At 55.1% G+C, this 19,027-nt stretch carries 15 protein-coding genes; 5 read left to right on the forward strand and 10 right to left on the reverse strand.

From position 1 onward, the window contains the following. Positions 1-121 precede the first annotated feature (121 nt). A complete protein-coding gene (locus ACOSDR_RS17875) occupies positions 122-673 on the forward strand; it encodes a HutD family protein (protein WP_420732090.1) in 552 nt (183 codons plus the stop codon). Between the two features lie 67 nt (positions 674-740). On the opposite strand, the gene groL is transcribed toward ACOSDR_RS17875, so the two are convergent. Further along, on the reverse strand, positions 741-2,399 hold the full coding sequence (gene groL, locus ACOSDR_RS17880; RefSeq protein WP_420732091.1) for a chaperonin GroEL: 1,659 nt from the start codon (positions 2,397-2,399) through the stop codon (positions 741-743). Positions 2,400-2,476: 77 nt separating this feature from the next. After that, positions 2,477-2,791 carry a co-chaperone GroES gene (gene groES, locus ACOSDR_RS17885; RefSeq protein WP_420732092.1) on the reverse strand — a complete coding sequence of 105 codons (315 nt, stop codon included), beginning with the start codon at positions 2,789-2,791 and terminating at the stop codon, positions 2,477-2,479. Positions 2,792-3,110: 319 nt separating this feature from the next. Here groES and ACOSDR_RS17890 point away from each other — a divergent pair, with 319 nt between their 5' ends. Continuing rightward, positions 3,111-3,431, forward strand: coding sequence for an usg protein (locus ACOSDR_RS17890; RefSeq protein ID WP_420732093.1), 321 nt, complete (start codon positions 3,111-3,113; stop codon positions 3,429-3,431). 7 nt (positions 3,432-3,438) lie between these two features. Here the strand turns inward: ACOSDR_RS17890 and ACOSDR_RS17895 are convergent, their stop codons facing one another. Both ACOSDR_RS17895 and ACOSDR_RS17900 read right to left on the reverse strand, forming a co-directional pair. After that, entirely contained in the window at positions 3,439-4,212 is a 774-nt protein-coding gene (locus ACOSDR_RS17895) for a class II glutamine amidotransferase (RefSeq protein ID WP_420732094.1), read from the reverse strand. Between the two features lie 74 nt (positions 4,213-4,286). Then, complete coding sequence (locus tag ACOSDR_RS17900; protein ID WP_420732095.1) at positions 4,287-5,633, reverse strand: M24 family metallopeptidase; 1,347 nt, start codon at positions 5,631-5,633, stop codon at positions 4,287-4,289. Positions 5,634-5,846: 213 nt separating this feature from the next. Between ACOSDR_RS17900 and ACOSDR_RS17905 the strand changes: the two genes are divergently transcribed. The 3 genes from ACOSDR_RS17905 (at position 5,847) to ACOSDR_RS17915 (ending at position 9,675) form a co-directional block, all read left to right on the forward strand. Then, a complete protein-coding gene (locus ACOSDR_RS17905; protein WP_420732096.1) occupies positions 5,847-6,365 on the forward strand; it encodes a DarT ssDNA thymidine ADP-ribosyltransferase family protein in 519 nt (172 codons plus the stop codon). A gap of 3 nt (positions 6,366-6,368) precedes the next feature. Further along, on the forward strand, positions 6,369-7,091 hold the full coding sequence (locus ACOSDR_RS17910; protein ID WP_420732097.1) for a DarT1-associated NADAR antitoxin family protein: 723 nt from the start codon (positions 6,369-6,371) through the stop codon (positions 7,089-7,091). 148 nt (positions 7,092-7,239) lie between these two features. Beyond that, on the forward strand, positions 7,240-9,675 hold the full coding sequence (locus ACOSDR_RS17915; protein WP_420732098.1) for a GcvT family protein: 2,436 nt from the start codon (positions 7,240-7,242) through the stop codon (positions 9,673-9,675). 193 nt (positions 9,676-9,868) lie between these two features. Here the strand turns inward: ACOSDR_RS17915 and ACOSDR_RS17920 are convergent, their stop codons facing one another. From ACOSDR_RS17920 to ACOSDR_RS17945, 6 genes are all read right to left on the reverse strand, one after another. Beyond that, a complete protein-coding gene (locus tag ACOSDR_RS17920) occupies positions 9,869-10,711 on the reverse strand; it encodes a 23S rRNA (adenine(2030)-N(6))-methyltransferase RlmJ (protein WP_420732099.1) in 843 nt (280 codons plus the stop codon). Further along, positions 10,708-11,466, reverse strand: a complete 759-nt coding sequence (locus ACOSDR_RS17925; protein ID WP_420732100.1) for a class I SAM-dependent methyltransferase — start codon at positions 11,464-11,466, stop codon at positions 10,708-10,710. Before ACOSDR_RS17925 ends, ACOSDR_RS17920 begins: the two co-directional genes overlap by 4 nt. Before the next feature lie 2 nt (positions 11,467-11,468). Then, positions 11,469-13,106 carry a glycosyltransferase gene (locus ACOSDR_RS17930; RefSeq protein ID WP_420732101.1) on the reverse strand — a complete coding sequence of 546 codons (1,638 nt, stop codon included), beginning with the start codon at positions 13,104-13,106 and terminating at the stop codon, positions 11,469-11,471. 2 nt (positions 13,107-13,108) lie between these two features. Next, positions 13,109-14,089: a lysylphosphatidylglycerol synthase transmembrane domain-containing protein gene (locus ACOSDR_RS17935; protein ID WP_420732102.1), complete on the reverse strand. Its 981-nt coding sequence runs from the start codon at positions 14,087-14,089 to the stop codon at positions 13,109-13,111. Between the two features lie 155 nt (positions 14,090-14,244). Next, positions 14,245-16,836, reverse strand: coding sequence for a penicillin-binding protein 1A (locus tag ACOSDR_RS17940; protein ID WP_420732103.1), 2,592 nt, complete (start codon positions 16,834-16,836; stop codon positions 14,245-14,247). 168 nt (positions 16,837-17,004) lie between these two features. Further along, positions 17,005-18,204, reverse strand: a complete 1,200-nt coding sequence (locus ACOSDR_RS17945; RefSeq protein WP_420732104.1) for an N-acetylmuramoyl-L-alanine amidase — start codon at positions 18,202-18,204, stop codon at positions 17,005-17,007. Between the last annotated feature and the right edge of the window lie 823 nt (positions 18,205-19,027).

Here is a 19,027-nt window from a genome sequence, read left to right on the forward strand (position 1 = left end):
GGACGGCGTCGAGAGCGTTTGACGATGAACCACATCGCCTGCACGCTCTCTTCTAGCCGACAGGCCGATAAAGGGATCCTGGTGATTCCAAATAACCGCGCACCACACTAGGGTCTCGCGCATGAAAATATTCAAAGCGCAGGATTATAAGGAAACACCATGGAAAAATGGTGGCGGGATCACGCGGGAAATCGCCCTTAAGGAAGATGAGGACGGTTTTTTGTGGCGGCTGAGCATTGCCGACGTCCGCACGGACGGCCCGTTTTCCAGCTTTCCGGACCGGCATCGGATTTTAACCGTGGTTGCAGGTATCGGGATGCGGCTGAAAGATCGCCAGACAGGCGCTGTGATTGAGGCATTGCCCCAAAGGCCGATTGATTTTCGCGGCGATCAGGGAATCGACAGTGAATTGCTGGCAGGTCCCATCCAGGATTTCAACGTTATGTTCGATCCCCTGCGCGTGAAGGCGGAGGTCCGGGTTCTGCGCGATGATACGGCGCTGTCACCGCCCGAAGGTCTGAATGCGGTATATTGTCTTTCCGGGGCAGGGAAACTGGATCAGCAGGAGATACGCGCCGGGGAAACCGCAATTTGGGATACGGGGCCTGGCCTGGCGCTGGCGGTGCCGGGTGACACAGCGATACTTTCCATCCACCTCGCCATCGTCGGATAAGAAAAAGGGCGGCGCTCCCGCAGGAGGCCGCCCTTTCTGATCTCAGCGCGGGGCTGAGCGGGGATGGTTACATCATGCCGCCCATGCCACCCATGCCGCCCATGCCACCCATATCGGGCATGCCGCCGCCGCCTTCGCCCTTCGGCTCGGGCTTATCGGCGATCATGGCCTCTGTGGTGATCAACAGGCCAGCAACAGAGCCCGCATCCTGCAGGGCACAGCGTACGACCTTCGCAGGGTCGATCACGCCGTCCTTGATCAGGTTCACGAATTCACCGGTCTGGGCGTTATAGCCCCATTCGGTATCCTTCGATTCCAGCAGTTTGCCGACGATCACGGCACCATCTGCACCCGCGTTGTCAACAATTTGACGGGCCGGGGCGGTCAGGGCCTTGCGGATGATTTCAACGCCAACCTTCTGATCGTCATTGGTGACCTTCAGGCCATCCAAGGCTTTCAGACCGTACAGAAGCGCGACGCCGCCACCAGGGACGATGCCTTCTTCGACGGCTGCGCGGGTTGCGTGCAGCGCGTCGTCGACGCGGTCTTTCTTCTCTTTCACTTCGACTTCAGTTGCACCACCAACACGGATCACGGCAACACCGCCAGCCAATTTGGCCAGACGTTCCTGCAGTTTTTCACGATCGTAGTCGGAGGTGGTGTTTTCGATCTGCTGTTTGATCTGGGCAACGCGGGCACTGATTTCCTTCTTCTTGCCAGCGCCATCGACAATGGTGGTCTCATCCTTGGAGATGGAGACATTCTTCGCCGTACCCAGCATGTCCAGCGTCACAGCTTCCAGTTTGATGCCGACATCTTCGGAGATCACGGTACCACCGGTCAGGACCGCGATGTCTTCCAGCATTGCCTTGCGACGGTCGCCGAAGCCTGGGGCCTTCACAGCAGCAACCTTCAGGCCACCGCGCAGCTTGTTCACGACCAGGGTCGCCAGGGCTTCGCCTTCGACATCTTCAGAGATGATCAACAACGGCTTACCGCTTTGCACGACCTGTTCCAGCACCGGCAGCATGGCCTGCAGGTTGGACAGTTTCTTTTCGTGCAGCAGGATGTAGGGGGATTCCAGTTCCACCTGCATACGCTCGTTATCGGTCACGAAATACGGGGACAGATAGCCACGGTCGAACTGCATGCCTTCGACGACGCTGAGCTCGGTATCCAGTGACTTGGCTTCTTCAACCGTGATCACGCCTTCATTGCCGACCTTTTCCATGGCTTTGGCGATCATCTCGCCGACGTCCTTGTCGCCATTGGCGGAAATTGTGCCGACCTGGGCAACTTCGCTGTTCTGTTTGATCTTGCGAGCGCGCTTGGCGATGTCGGCGGTAACTGCTTCGACAGCCAGATCAATGCCGCGTTTCAGATCCATCGGGTTCATGCCCGCAGCAACAGCTTTCGCGCCTTCGCGGACGATGGCCTGGGCCAGAACCGTCGCGGTGGTGGTGCCGTCGCCTGCCAGATCATTGGTCTTGCTGGCAACTTCTTTCAGCATCTGGGCGCCCATATTTTCGAACTTGTCTTTCAGTTCGATTTCCTTGGCAACCGTGACGCCGTCCTTGGTGATGCGCGGCGCGCCGAAAGATTTGTCGATGACCACGTTGCGGCCCTTGGGACCCAGGGTCACCTTGACCGCATTGGCCAGAATGTCGACGCCTTTGAGCATCCGCTCACGGGCATCAGAACTGAATTTTACATCTTTAGCTGACATAGTCGCTACTCCATTTGTCGTGTTTTAATGTGGCAGTAACGGGATTATGGAAGACCCCGAAAAGGCAGCCTTCGCTTTTAAGCGGCTTTCTTGGACGCAGCCTTCGTTTCAATCACGCCCAGAATGTCACTTTCCTTCATGATCAACAGGTCTTCCCCGTCGATCTTTACTTCCGTACCGGACCATTTTCCGAACAACACCTGGTCGCCCGCCTTCACATCCAGGGTACGGACGCTGCCGTCTTCCTGAATCTGGCCATTACCAACGGCAATGACTTCGCCTTGCATCGGCTTTTCCTTGGCGGTTTCGGGGATGATGATGCCCCCAGCGGTTTTGGTGTCTTCTTCTACGCGGCGCACAACAACGCGGTCGTGCAGGGGACGGAATGCCATGATTGAACCTCCTCAATTTTAGACAAAGGTTTGTCACGCTGTAATTAAGGTTGGCACTCTTGGCATGAGAGTGCCAACCCTCGTCCGGTGGATGTATTAAAATCGGTCAAAATTTTCAAGAGGGAGTTTTGATTTTTATCAGCGCTCTCGGTTAATTGCTGCTAATGCACTGAATTATAACATTTTTATTGCAGTGCAAAGAAAATCAGTGGCAGACTTTCACCTCAAGGGATGCGTCTGTGACCACTGAGAATCGACCCGACGATTGGTCCTGGGCGCTCTCCGCAATGTGTTGCTCTTGCTGTTAAGGAGATTGTTTATGACTCAGTCTTTTTCAACCCCTCGTTCCTCGGCTTATGACGCATCAGAGGTGCCACAGGATGGCCTGTCACAACAGTTAAAGGGCTATCGTCTCGCCACAGCAGAGATTATCTATCACATGCCGGACCACCCTGCAGTTTTGCAATCCTTTCTGTGGCAACACCTGGATATCGCCCCTAAATATCCGGAATTACATAAATTCCTGGATTTCTGGGTAGAGGAAATAGAAGGTTCGCTACATTCTGTCCATGTGGCGCGGTATGATCTGGTGACACCGGGCAACAGCCGGCATGTCGATGCCTGGATGCGGTTGCACTGAATGTGCTCTAAAGGGTGAGTGGTTCCGTCACCATGCGGCCGTCTTGATAGATGCTGAGCACGTGCTGGGTTGGGACGGCGGTCCAGCGGGCGCGGTCGGTGTCCAAAGGTTCTGATACAACGGTTAACGCGCCTGAGCCTGAACCTGTATGGTACAGGGTCGGCGCATGGGGATCGCTGGAATAGCGGAAGGCGATCAATCGAGTGCCGTCGGACAGGGCGGCGGTGAAGCGCAAGGGGTCTTCGACCTCTGCGGCGATCATTTCCCGTTCCACTAAAGACAGGCTCTCTCGCATCGCGCTGATCGGGTCGTCGTCCAATCCAAGGGACAAGGCCAGCAGAAAAATCAATTCGGAATCCGTGGTGCCCTGGCGACCGCAATACAGCGAATCCGGTAGCATCTGCTCCAGTTTGCGCCGGATCTTCGCATAGCCGCCGATCTGACCATTATGCATGAACAGCCATCGTCCATGGGTGAAGGGGTGGCAGTTGGACCGCGTCGTCGATGTACCTGTGGACGCCCGGACATGGGCAAAGAACAGGCGGGACCGAATCTGTGCGGAGAGATGCTTTAAGTTATCATCGTTCCAGGCGGGCAGGATTTCGCGGTACAGGCCCGGCTCTGGCCGCTCCCCATACCAGCCGATGCCAAAGCCATCACCATTGGTTTCGGATTTCGCCTCGGCTGCATGCAGGCTTTGATGAATCAGGGAATGATCCGGTTTGGTGACCAGTTCTTCCATGAACAGGGGTGGACCCCAATAGGCAAGCCATCGGCACATAACAAACGACCACAGTCTTCATTCGCGGTTACGATGGGTTCAATACAGCCTGCGTTGCCCTATTCTGCAAGGCTCTAGCTCAGCAAGCGTTGCTCAAACGGATATCTGGTCAGATTTTCAAATCCGGTCTCGGTGATCACCACCTGGTCTTCCAGCTTCACACCACAGGTGCCGCCGACTTCGCCGACATAGGCCTCTACACACACGCACATGCCAGGCTCTAACATGCCATCATAGCCAGTCGATTCCCAGTCTTCCGGATACATCACGGCGGGATATTCGTCGCACAGACCAACGCCGTGATACATGACGCTATAGCGCCGGGCGCGGAATTTCTCCGGCAGGGGTTTGGCGCCTTGCATCAATTCCTTGAAGGACGCGCCGGGTTTCAGCAGCTGCATGTTGTTCTGGATCTGCTCATAGGCGACTTGATAGACCTCACGCTCTGCATCACTGGGCTTGCCATCGCCGATCTTGAAGGTGCGCGACAGGTCCGCGCAGTATCCATAGGGGCCGACCAGATCCGTGTCATAGGCCAGGATATCCCCTTCCTTCATGATCCGGGGACCGCATTCTTGGAACCAAGGATTCGTGCGGGGTCCAGAGGACAGGATGCGGGTTTCGATCCATTCCCCGCCGCGAATATGGTTGCCCTTTTGCAGTTCTGCCCAGGCGGTAACTTCGGTCATGCCGGGGATTACGGCGGCCTGCATTTCCGCCATCGCAGATTCACAGGCGGCAATCGCACAACGCATGGCGTTTAGCTCATTCTCGTTCTTCACCTTGCGGGCATGTTCGGTCATTTCCTGACCGATCCTGATCTTGAAGCCGATATTCTCCAGCGCCCAATAGGTTGCGATTTCGCTCTTATCCAGGCCCAGGCGGCGGTTATCTCCCGCATGGGCGCGCACGATGGTATCGACCTGTTGTGCAAAGAGGGCGGCGCGTTCTTCCGCCCGTTGGGCGGCATCCATATAGAAGAAGTCGGCGCCGGGATGCACTTCCTTCACCAGCGGCAGATGCGCAGACAGATGGCGCGCCGGGGTATAATCCCACAGCGCCATATGCCCATCTGGCAGCACCAGACAGGCGCGGCAGAAATTATGCATCACCCAGATCTGCATATTGGTCGTGTCGGTGGCATAGCGGATGTTCAGCGGATCGAACATCAACAGCCCGCCCAGATCATGCTTATTGACCTGTTCCACCAGCCGCGACAGGCGATAGTCCCGCAGCGAGGGCATATCCGGTATTGTCAGCCCCAGTGCCGCCCATTCCGCGAAGGCCAGATCCGTCGGCCCGATCTCTACCCGGTCACCATCATTGGGTGTCCCATCCGGCAGGAATTCGGTCAGCGAGGAAGGGCGGCGCGTCGGATCGATCTTGCGATTGGACCCAAGGACATAGGGATCATATGGCATGGCCTGTAGCTTTCAGAATGGATGGCGCAACAGCGCTCATTCCAGGTTATCTCTGGCGATAAGCTTGATCCCGGTTTTGATTTTCCGTCAATTCTAATAGCGGCGTGAAATGCCGGAAATTGGCTGGGATGCGACCCGTAATACCAAAGTTGTAATCTAATACAAAACAATGTTAAAAATTGATTGCCGTTAATTTATATAAGGATTTCGAAAATGAGTATCTTGAAAATTATAAACGGAGTTAAGGCATTCAATGGTTACCTGTATCACTTTACTGACCAAAGAAATTTACTTTCGATAAAAAAACATGGGATTTTGTCATTTGAAGGAGCAAATAAGTTTCATATCAGCAATATCGTTACCGGTGGGAACGATTGGAGTCACGATGCGGATGGTTATTCAGGATTAAAAAAATTTGTTCACCTATGTTTCTGGTCGGAGCATCCTATGGAATATATCGCGCGCCAAGCTGGTCGATTACAACAAACGTCCTTCTTGAAAATCAACCCTGACGTACTTAACATTATGGGTGTTAAGTTCACAAATGATGTATCAAACAAAAGTGGTGTAAAGTTGTTAACACCGGAAGAAGCTCTGGATACGTTTGATTGCGATGTCCTCTTCAAGCGATCAAACTGGAAAGATCCCTTGATTAATGCGCGAATGCAGAAAACAAAAAAGTATGAGGTTTTAATTCCAGATCACGTTCCTTTGGAATATATAAGGTTCTAACTAATGGCAAATCGACCTATTTATTTACCTAACATTAATAATGATACTCTCACTAAGAATGATTTATTAGTTAAAAAAATATGGATAAACTTTGATTGGAATCCAGGTTTTTCTCAAAAGCAGAAAGAAAAAAATATTAAATTTTTGCATGATGAAGCAAAAAATAAAGGTATTTCGCCAATCTTAGAAATATCCACAAAATCAAGTAGTGAAACTGGAAAAAAGCTAAGTGCCTTTTCACTCAATATTCATAACGCTACGATTTCAATTGAAAGTGCATTTCAGGGAAGTAAAGTTTTTGAAAATGGTGGGCCGTATCAGGACCTGTACAATGTTTCTTCGCGCGATGCGAAAAAAGATCAAAGAATTAAAAGTTCTGGAAACATTATTGGTTTTAAATATTTTGATAAAGAATTCTCAAATGAGCCCAAGACTGCATTTTATACTTGGCTATATATCAACGCGCTACACGATTACACTTCCTTTATTAGGAAAGTTTATTCTTACTATAGAGCCTTTTCCGATATAGAGTTTAATCCAGAAAAGTCATTAAATTGCCAAGCAGAAGCTTTTTGCATTTTTGCGTCACTTGATTATCGCAACGAGTTAAAAAATGCTTGTCGATCGTATTCATATTTGCAGGAACTAATGCGTCAATCTGAAAATTGCGCTCAAAAAAATGATATTGTTTCAAAAGATTATAATTTAGAACCCAACCTAATTTAGCAACTACCTCAGTTTTATCTAACTTTTCCGATACCGACACGATTGGCGAAAATGGGACAGTTGAAGTCGCTGGGCGATTGTCGCGCGGGATAAAGACGCGCGATTGTCTGCGCTAGGTGCTTATTTCTCATTTAAAAGGGTTGGTCATATGAAGTCGCATGCACAGGCGGTGGTAATCGGGGGCGGGGTTGTTGGATGTTCGGTACTGTATCATCTGACCAAGCTGGGCTGGAAAGATGTGGTCCTGATCGAACGATCCGAACTGACATCCGGGTCGACCTGGCATGCGGCGGGCGGTTTTCACACCATCAATGGCGACCCGCAGGTCGCGAAGCTGCAATCCTACACCATTGATTTGTATAAAGAGATCGAGGAGATTTCCGGCCAGTCGACCGGTTTCCACCTGACCGAAGGGGTGTTCCTGGCCGCGACGCCAGAGCGCCTGGAACTGCTGAAAGTGATGCAAAGCCAGGAGAAGCTGCTGGGCATCGAAACCGAATTGCTGACCCCGAAAGAGGCGGAAAAGATCCTGCCGATCATGGATCCCAAGGAATTTCTGGGGGCATTGTGGACGCCACTGCATGGGCATCTGGATCCATCGGGCACGACCCATGCCTATGCCAAGGCGGCCAAGCTGGGCGGGGCGGAGATTTACCTGAGAAACCGCGTCACCGACCTGCAGCAGAATCCGGACGGCACCTGGACCGTGATCACTGAACAGGGAACCATGCAGGCCGATCATGTGGTCAATGCGGGCGGCCTGTGGGCGCGGGAAGTCGGGCGCATGGTTGGCCTGGAACTGCCGGTTCTGGCCATGGAACATATGTATCTGATCACCGAAGACATGCCCGAAGTGGCGGAGATCAATAAATCCACCGGCAAGGAAGTGCTGCACGTCGTTGATCCTGATGGCGAGATTTATATGCGCCAGGAACGCCAGGGCATGCTGATGGGAACTTATGAAAAGGCCTGCGTGCCGTGGTCCCCGAAAGAGACACCCTGGGATTTCGGCCATGAATTGTTGCAGGAAGATATCGATCGTATCGCGCCATCGCTGGAAGTGGGCTTCCGTCACTTCCCACCGTTCCAGCGTGCCGGGATCAAACAGATCATCAATGGTCCCTTCACCTTCGCGCCGGATGGCAACCCGCTGGTGGGTCCAGTGCGCGGCTTGAAGAATTACTGGTGCGCCTGTGGCGTTATGGCAGGGTTCAGCCAGGGCGGCGGGGTCGGACTGGCGCTGTCGAACTGGATGATCAACGGCGATCCGGGCTTTGATATCTGGGGCATGGATGTGTCGCGCTATGGCGATTGGACGACCATGGCCTATACCAATGCCCGGGTGCGGGAAAACTATTCCCGCCGGTTCAAGGTCCGCTTCCCGAATGAGGAACTGACCGCCGCCCGCCCGCTGCGCACCACCCCGATCTATGAGCGCCAGAAGGCCATGAATGCGGTGTTTGGTGTCGCCTATGGCATGGAACAGGCGCTGTGGTACGCACCCAAGGGCATGGAGCCGGTGGAAAACATCACCTTCCTGCGGTCCAACGCTTTCCCGCATATCAAGGCGGAATGTCAGACCGTCCGAAATGGAGTCGGACTGGCCGATATTTCGTCCTTCGCAAAATATGAAATCACCGGACCGGGGGCGGAAAGCTGGCTGAGCCATATGCTGGCCAACAAAATGCCGCGCCAGGGCCGGCTGACCCTGTCGCCCATGTTGAACGAAAAGGGCAAAGTCATTGGTGATTTCACGGTTGGCAAACTGGCTGACGAGCAATTTTTCATCTTCGGGTCCGGCGCGGGCGAAGCTTATCACATGCGCTGGTTTGAATCGCATTTGCCAGAGGACGGCAGTGTAACGATCAAGGCTCATGGCCTGGGCCTTGTCGGCCTGACCATTGCTGGTCCAAAAGCCCGCGAAGTCCTGGCTCAATTAACCGACGCCGATGTCTCCCATGATGCCATCAAGTTCCTGGATTTCAAAAAGATGGAATTGGGCATGGTGCCTGCCATGGTCGGGCGGGTCTCCTTCACCGGGGATCTGGGCTACGAGCTTTGGGTAAAGCCGGAATTCCACACCCGCCTGTTCGATGACATCCTGACCGCTGGGGCCGATTATGGGATCAAATTGTTTGGGTCCCGCGCGATGCGCTCCATGAGCCTGGAAAAAGGATTCGGTTCCTGGGCGACGGAATACCGCCCGATCTACGGTCCTTATGCGGCGGCGATGGGCCGGTTCGTTGACCTGAAAAAGAACGACTTTATCGGTCGAGAAGCAGCGATGAAGGAATTGCAGGACGGGCCCGCAAAACGGCTGGTGACTTTCACCCTGAAAGCAAAAGAAATCGATGTGATGGGCAACGAGCCGATCTATCGTGACGGCAAGATTGTCGGCTATGTGACGTCGGGCATGTATGCCCATCATGCCGACAAGTCCGTCGCCATGGGCTATATCCCCGCCGAGATGGCAGAGGAGTTCAGCGACGACCTCTTCCGGGTTGAGGTGTTTGGAGAAATGCTGCCAGCCACGATCCTGTCAGAACCATTGTTCGACCCCAAGGCTGAGCGCATGCGCGGTTAGGGGTATAAATAGGTCACTTTTCTCCCTCCCCCTAGAGGGGGGAGGGTTGGGGTGGGGGTGATAGGCCGCAAGGCCTTTCCCTGCAGATAGCTGAATTGCGGAGGAGAGAGCACCCCCCTCCCAACCTCCCCCCCTCAAGGGGGGAGGAGTAAGATATGGGGCTTCCTCGCTAAGGCAAAAGAGGGTGGCAGGCTTAGAACCTATCCACCCGTGATCCGGCCTGGGCGTCCTGACCCAGGATATGGGCAAGCGACGGCATGCCGATATTCAGGGTTTCTTCCATGGGCCAGATCGGATTGAGCAACAGCAATCCGCTGCCGGTCAGGCCGGCTTCTTCGCGGTCGGGCGCAGTGACCCACACTTCACAGCGCAGGCGTCCCCGGTCTGTGGCGGGCAGCGCCTCACTCAATTTATGAGTCAGCACATCGCCCAGCGCGCGGGTCTTGATAGGATACCAGATGGCGACACTGGCGCTGGGGAATCGCACCATGCCGTCGACCACAGCTTTGACGATGCGGGCGATTTCGTCAGGTGTCTCATAGGGGGGATCGATCAGAACCAGGCCCCGTCGTTCCTTGGGTGGCAGGGTTGACGGGATCACCGTATAACCATCCCGCTGCAGAACCTGGGCAGCACGGGTCTGGCGCAGGGTTTCGCGCAACAGGCGGGCTTCCTCTGGATGGGCTTCCACAGCGATGAAGCGGTCCCCTGGGCGCAGGGCTTGGGCGACCAGCCAGGGGGATCCCGGATACCAGCGCAATCCGCCGTCTGGGTTCAGGTCGCGGATGGTCTTTGCATAGGCTTCAAAACAGTCTGGCAGGGGCTCTGCATCCAGAAACCGGGCGATGCCCTGTGCCGCTTCGCCGGTGCGTTCAGTTTCTTCCCGGGCAAGGTCGTAGAAGCCCGCCCCGGCATGGCTGTCCAGCACGAAGAAGGGTTTGTCCTTCGCACACAGACGCTCCAGCAACAGGGTCAGGACCCAGTGTTTGTGTACATCAGCAAAGTTTCCCGCATGAAAGGCGTGGCGGTAATTCATGGCGTTGCTGTGTGCCGCTTTTCCATCACCACGAACAGTCGGAACCCGATCAGGCTGCCCATCCAGGGGATTAGTTTGTCCTCCAGGCGTAGTAAGGGGTCGACGAGGGACGCGGGCAACAGGGACCAGGCCTTAAACCCGCCAGACAGGGGATAGGCAAACAGGCTCAACCACTGGCGGCTGACGGTGCGCAAGGCAGGCACCCCTTCGGACAGGGATATGCGGTGTTCTTCGCGCCGGTACAGAAGGGTGGGAATGGCTTGGTTGGACTCAAACGGGTCCTTTGTTGCGCCATACTCTTGTTTGACCATCGGGTCGACAGACATATCCACGGGCTCTTCATGCAGATAGTTATAGAAGACCCAGCTCAACGGCGTGATGCCCGGTTCGATCAGCGCGATCTTGCCACCGGGCTTCAGCACCCGTGCTGCTTCGGTAAAGAATGTCTTTGGATCGGCCAGATGGTGCAGCACGTCGACCATGAATATCCCGTCAAAGGCATCATCCGGAAAGGGCAGCTGATGGGCATCGGCCACAGTATCGACCCAGGGCGCTGGCAGGATGTCCAGTCGGGTGATGTCCATGCCCTTTGTGAAATCCCGGCTGTGCCCGGACCCGGCGCCGACCTCCAGATAGGCCCCACCTTGGGGCAGGGCGGCCAGCATGCGGCGATAATAGTCGCCATAGACTGCGCGCAGCCCGGCCTTTTTAGACCAGACCTTGCCATGGGCGACCAGGCGGGGATCGATGCTCACAATCAGAAGGCCTTCAGCTTGCGCCAGGCGAAGACGACCATTTTCAGCAACAACCAGCCATCGCGGAACCTGCTGATCTGCGGCTCACCGTAGGTGCGGTCCGCATAGCGCATCGGAATCTCTATGATTTTTAGGTTCTGCTTTGCTGCGCCAAAGATCAGGTCAAAATCGCCGAACGGATCGAAATCCCCGAAATAGCTGCGGCCTGCCTGAATCTTGTGATAGTCGGCACGCGTCAGAACCTTCGTGCCGCACAGCGTATCGGTGAAACGCTGGTTCAGAAGGAAAGAAAAGATCATCGCAAAGGTCCGGTTGGCCCAATAATTCAGGAAGCGCATCGCCCCCTTCTCCATGGGATAGACCAGGCGGGAGCCATTGATGAACTCCCCCTTGCCGGTGGCGATGGCCTCATAGAATTTTGGCAGTTCTTCCGGCGGCATGGTCAGGTCGGCATCCAGAATCATCAGGATATCGCCACGCGCCTCGTCAAAGCCCTTGCGGACGGCATCGCCCTTGCCCTTGCCCGGCTGCTTGAAGACCTTGATGTCCCAGGCGCCATTTTCAGGCTTCGCATAGTGATCGCGCACGCGTTCGCATTCCTCGAATGTCCCGTCTGACGAATTGCCTTCGACATACAACACTTCCATATCTTTACAGAAGCGTGGCAGGCGCGTGATGGCGCTTTCGATATTGCCTTTCTCATTTCGGCAGGGGACCAGAACCGTGGTCGACAAATCCTTGCGCTTCGCCTTGCGCTGGGAGCGGGCGACGATGAAATGGCGCAGCGAGAGTTTGCGGATCAGGGGCAATGTCCCGATATAGCGATTGATTGCGGTTCCCACACCAAACAGGCGGGCGGGCACCAATTGGCGCCATTCGGTCTTGATTACATCGAAATCCGACAGGCCCAGAATGTTGCTGATATCGGCGGGGCTGAGGAAGTTCACTTCGGGCTGGGGCATTTTCAGGCCCGTCGCCTCCCCAGCGCGCAGCACCGGTTCCCACAAATGACTGTAATAGGTGATGACGATGCGGGTTTCCTCATCACACAGGTCGTGAATCTGTTCCAGCATCGCCTGACAGTCATCGACAAAGCCCAGCGTATCGGACAGCAGGATAAAATCATACGGACCCTGCAAGTCCTGGCGCAGGCTGTTTAACTGTTCGACATCGCCGACGCGAAACTGCAGTTCGGGATATTCATGTTCAGGATACGTGCTGCGCGCGACATCGACCATATTGGCGGAGAAATCGACCCCCATGCCAAAGGACGGCTTTAGGCCTGCCAATTGTGCGCCGGTGCCACAGCCCAGGTCCAGGATGCGCGACCCTTCCGGGATCAGGAATTTCAGGAAGGCCATATCATCGTCATAGAAACCGGCATTCTTGGCGCGCCAGTCATCCCGCTTGGCCGCCATCTGCTGATTGTATTCCAGGATTGCTGTTTTTCGGGCAGATAGCGTGTTTTGCCACCCATTTCGCCGAGGGATGGACAAGGGAGTTGTGGTTGTATCTCGGGATGTCTTGCGGGGCGCCGCTTTCTTAGGGCTCCCCTTTTTGGCGGTGCCTTTCTTTGAAACCGCCTTTTTGGCTGCAGCTTTCTTCGCTGTCGCTTTCTTTACGGTCGCCGTCTTTGCCACACTCACTCTCCTTTTTCCACCAGGGTCAGGGCTTCTGCATCCGCGCGGGTGGTGCCACTCATAAACCACACAATGCCGCCAACCAGTCCGACGGCCAGAATTTCCAGTCCCATTACAATGGACAGGGCAACCGCCCCCCCGGCATCGCCGCCGATCAGGGCGAATCCGGCTGCCATCGCACCCTCACGAACACCCCATCCACCAAGCGAGATTGGCAATGTTGCGATCAGGATAGACGTTGGCACGATAATCAGGCAATCCCAGTATGTGAACGGCAATGCCAAGGCCTGTGCAGAGATATAGGCCGTCAGCACAATGGTCAAATGTGTCCCCAGCGCAAGCAGCAGAATGGGTACAGCTTCGCGGGGGTGGCTGATCAACCGCACAAAAACACGCGACAGCTTAACAATAAAAGCACGGATGCGACCGCCCCGACCCTGTTCCGATTGCCGTGCGATCAGGACCACAATCCCGATGCCGATCATGCCGGCCAGACCGATTATCAGAAACCCCTTCAGGATGCTGTGATCGCCGGTTCGTTGCATCAACATCGGCAGGCCAATGGCGATCAGAAGACACAACCCGATCAGGCCGGTGATGCGATCCAATAATACACTGGTCAGTGCCTGTCCTACGGAAGCGCAAAATTTCCGAATGCGATAGACACGCATCACATCCCCGCCCACGGCGCCGGGCAGGGCCTGATTGAAGAACATGGCCTCCAGATAATACCGATAACTCAGCCGATAGGGCAGGGTGACCTGATCCATCCGCAACAGTCTGCGCCAACGTTCAGAATTTAATGTCAGTTGGAAAAAGATCAGCACGGTCGCCAGGCCTAACCCCATGGGCTGTGCCGTGCTGAGACGATTTGCGATATCAGACAGGTCCAGCTTGGACGCGATCATCCAGAACAATGCCAGGGTCACAGCGATTTTCAGTGCCGTGAAAACACCTTTTCTCTGAACAGGGGAAAGGGGCATTCGGTTTGCGTTCCCAATTGGCTGACGACGGATCAGGGCCAACCTCGCCCCGAATTGGGCGCTGCATAGCGCCTTCCTGGTATTATGGCAACCAATCGGCCATTGCACAGTCTCTATTAGTTCGCGGGCCTTTCGGGTTAGGGGGCACTGACCGATTAATAAATACCGCTGGGCGCTGCGGGAGAATTCGGATTGTTGCCTGTCGGGGCGTTGTTTGTTGGTAAGGGAATCAGGCCATTACTCCCACTGGATGAAGTGGGGTCGGCCTCGTCCTCGGTCTGACCGCTTGGCTCGCCTGATTGGACGATTGGAAGAATTGGCGCGCCATTGCCTGTGATTATAACACTATCGGAATTGGCGCCAGGTTCGGTTCCGGCCTTAAAGGCTTCCTCAATGACTTTATTGCTGGAAGGACTGGCCAGTTTTCCGGTTTCGGCATCAATGCGCACCATGCGAATGCCAGGCGGCGTCCGGAAGGGAATGGCGGGTTTATCGGCCAGGGCTTGGCCCATGAATTCCTTGAAAACCGGGGCCGCAACCGAAGATCCGGTCTCTTGGCCTCCCCAGGGCTGGCGGCCCAAGGGAATTGGAGTGTCGAAACCAATAAAGATCCCGGCGACCAGATCAGGAGAAAATCCGACAAACCAGGTATCCCGGGAATCATTCGTGGTTCCGGTTTTGCCACCCAACGGCTTGCCCAGTTCGGCGATGCGGCGACCGGTCCCGCGTTGCACCACGCCTTCCAGCATGGTCACGATCTGATAAGCAGACGTTGGTGTCGTCAGTTGCACCCGGTTGTCTGGCAGGATCGGCACCGGCTGATTGTCCCAGTATTTGACATCACATTCAGGGCAGGTGCGATCATCATGCCGGAACACAGTCTTACCGTTACGGTCCTGAATTCGGTCGATCAATGTCGGTTCAACCTTCTTCCCGCCATTGACCAGTGCACCATAGGCCGCAACCATATCGATCAGGCGCACATCCGCAGATCCCAGCGCCATGGCCAATTGTGGCGGCATGTTCTTGACGATCCCGAACCGCTCGGCCGTTTCAGACACTTTATCCATACCAATCGCCTGGGCCAGACGCACCGTCATCAGATTGCGGGATTTTTCAATCCCGACGCGCATGGGGGATGGGCCATAGAATTCATTGGAGAAGTTTGACGGCTTCCATTTCCCCAGACCCGGCCCTTGATCAATGACGAAGGGTGCATCCAGAATGATCGTGGCAGGCGTATAGCCGTTTTCCAGGGCGGTCAGATACACAAAGGGCTTAAACGCCGACCCTGGTTGCCGATAGGCCTGGGTTGCCCGGTTGAACTGGCTGGTTTCGAAACTCCATCCGCCGGACATGGCCAGTATGCGCCCGGTATGGGGGTCCATGGCGACAATGGCGCCATTGACTTCCGGTATCTGGCGCAGGCCATAGGTGCCTTTTGGATAGGGTTTTGGCGTTTCGCCTTCTTTATCTGGCGTGCTCTGGGTAACCGGGGCGACAAGAATGATATCCCCAACAGTCAGGACATCGCCAACCGATTTGATGGACGGCCCAACAGTGCGGTTTTCTCCCCCACGTGCGATGCGGGCCCAACGAACTTCATCCAAGGGAATTGTTCCTGTGGTTTTGTCCCGCAAGCCAATCGTTGCGGCGTCCTTGTCTACGGATAGGACAGCGGCGGGCACCCAATCCAAGGCACCTGCGGGTATTTCGAAGGCGATCAGTGCTTCCAGCCAGGGTTCATCGTCGCCCACCCGCCCGATGGGCCCGCGATAGCCATGACGGTGATCATAGGCGATCAATCCATCCCGCAAGGACTGGCGGGCCATTTCCTGCAGCTTCGGGTCCAGCGAGGTCCGCACCGACAGCCCGCCGGAATACAGGCCGTCTTCGCCAAAGCGATCCCCCAGGGAACGCCGGACTTCTTCCAGAAAATACCCGGCATCAACCAGATCCGCGTCGGCGTGATCTTTAACGACCAGGGGCGATGCTGTTGCGACGGCGGCTTCTTCTGCGGTGATGAAGTTTTCTTCCAGCATACGGTCGATCACCCAGTTCCGGCGGGCAATCGCAGCCTCTTTCCGCCGGATCGGGTGATAATTGTTTGGACCTTTTGGCAAAGCTGCCAGATAGGCGATTTCTGCAATCGTCAGATCATCCAGGCTTTTGTCAAAATAGTTCAAGGCGGCGGCGGCAACGCCATAAGACCGATAGCCCAGATAAATCTCGTTCAGATATAATTCTAGAATTCGGTCTTTATCCAGCGCGCGTTCGATGCGCAGCGCCAGGATTGCTTCTTTCACTTTGCGGGAAATGGATACTTCATTTGTTAGCAGGAAGTTTTTTGCCACCTGCTGCGTGATAGTAGACGCTCCAACCAGACGGCGACCCTGAGTGACGTTGACAATATTGGTGACGACAGCCCGGATAAGCGCCTGAATATCGACGCCAAAATGTTTGTAGAAATTTTGATCTTCTGCCGCGATGAAACCTTCTGAAACACGTTTTGGAATTGCATCAATGGGAACGAAAACCCGCGATTCAACGGCAAATTCCGCCAACAGGCGGCCATCGCCTGCATGGACACGCGTCGATGTCGGTGGTTCATAATCCGCCAATTGCTTATAGTCTGGCAGGCCCTGACCATAATGCCAGAAGGCCCAGCCAACGACGCCCAGCCCGGCAACACCGACCAGCAACCCCAGGAAAAACAGATACAAAAAGGCACGGCCGACAAAACGCATAGGGACTCCCTAAACAAACATCACAGGTGTACTGCTGCCTACCATAAGGTCGGACAGATTTGTGCCACGCGGTAGCATATAAAGTCTACACGTTCAGATTGGGCGATTCCATGGTCCAATTGCGGCAAATTCGCTAAAGGTTTGCGGTGCATCTCAGATTTCAGGATCTCAGGACCGCTCCAATTTCTCTTTTCTGTCAAAATACAGATCAATCGACCGCACCATCCCATCGGCCATTTTTGCCTGATGCGATGCTGACATTAAGCTGGCCTCGTCCGACTTATTCGACAGATAACCCAACTCAATCAGGACGGAGGGTATATTAGGTGATTTTAGTACCGCAAAGCCAGCAAAGCGGTGCGGATTACGCAGCAAGCGCGCCGATGTCTGCATTTCATCCACCAGGATCTCTGCAAAATAGGCACTGCTTTGCTTAACACTTTGCTGTGCAAGGCTGATCAGTATGGATGTTACATCGGCTTCATACCCGGTCAAATCCGTCCCCGCCAACAGGTCAGACCTGTTTTCCTTGGTCGCCAGCGCTTCGGCTTCCTTGTCGGACGCCTTGTCAGACAGGGTGTACACAGACAGTCCCCGCAGGCTGGACGAGTTATGGGAATCCGCATGTAGGGAGATGAACAGCCCGGCATTCACCTCATGCGCAATCTGATACCGATCCCGCAGGGGAATAAAGATGTCACGATCCCTGGTCAGGACAACATCATACCGCCCCGTTGCCTCCAGCGCTTTTTTCAATGCTTTGGCATAGGACAGAACGACCTTCTTTTCATAGACGCCACTGGTGCTGATGGCACCTGGATCGACCCCCCCATGGCCAGGGTCCAACACCACGACGCGCTTGTTAGAGCCCGGCGGTGGTCCTGGTGTTGCAATCGCCGGGGAAGACCGCGCCAATTCCTGCGCATAGGCACCCCAACCCGCAGATTCCATCGCCACAGTGGACGGGGTGGTCTTAGAGACCGGTCCCAGATCAATCACCACCCGTGGGCCGGAATTGTTCGCGGCGTCCAGAGCAAAATGGCGCATTACGGTCGCCGGGGCGGAAAGGTCGATGACAACGCGGGTGATACCGGGCTTGAAAAGACCGTGGCGATATCCGCCAATCAATCCCCGTCCCCGCACTTCGTCCAGTCCAGGTCCCTTCCAGTCAACAGATGGCAAATCAATCACCACGCGGTCTGGGCCGGCCAGTGTGAACACTTTGTAGGGGACGGCGCGATCAAATTCTAAAACAAATCTGGTCTCGCCCTCGCGCTCTCCAATACGGGCGTCGGACAGCACGGGACCGGATGATTGTGCACTGCTGATTTGCGGTACCAGTAATATTGAGCCGACGAGTAAAAGCATCGCGCGAAGCACGACCGATTGAAACAAGTGATTTATGAGGGGCTTAAGGCACCCCGTGCACGCCTGACGCATTCCGTGCCGCTCCTGACTCGGCAAGTCCCGTCCAGAATTTCATAGTAGATATGCCGTGAGTCGTCAGGAAATTCAAAGCACAAGGACAGTAAATTTATAAGTATCTTGAATTTATCTTCGGTTTAAGATTGTGCAACGCGCCATGCACAGATAGTCTCTCGCTTGAGAGAGTCCGTTTCGTGTCCGCCGCAGGGGGCGAACGGCAGCGCCGAAAAGCGGCGCGCCGCTGGTTTCCTTTGCGGGCCGGGCACAGGTCGGAACGATCCGGGGCACGCCGTTCGTCGCAGAGTTCGAGGACCCTTTTCGCAAAGGGCGCTAAGTCGACATTCTGGGATTGGGTTCGATGTCTCGTCGTTGCCGGGCGTGACGCTCTGCTGCTTTGTGTCCACGGCTTTTCTGACGAAAGGGCCGGAAACACAGGCTAACAGACTCATCGGCGCGTCTGGCTCGGTGGACGATTTCAGGATCGACCTATTCACCCGAACCACAGTGCCGCATTTTGAATTACCCCGGCCTGGCCGGTACTGAACCGCCCGGCGCCGCCGGATATAGTAAATGACGTATTAGAAGCAACGCGAAAGCGACACAATGAAACCAGTGAGCATAAGCGAGACGGAAAAGGGACTGCGTAACGCAATCCCCGTATCCGCAACGCGCCCGGCTCGCGCGACCCGATATCGGCGCTGCGTGGGAACGGTGATGCTTGCGCAACGGCTGCCGACGATCCGCGCGATAAGGGCCGGAGACGTCG

The organism is Hwanghaeella sp. 1Z406 (assembly GCF_048892425.1).
Lineage (GTDB): Bacteria > Pseudomonadota > Alphaproteobacteria > UBA8366 > Aestuariispiraceae > Pacificispira.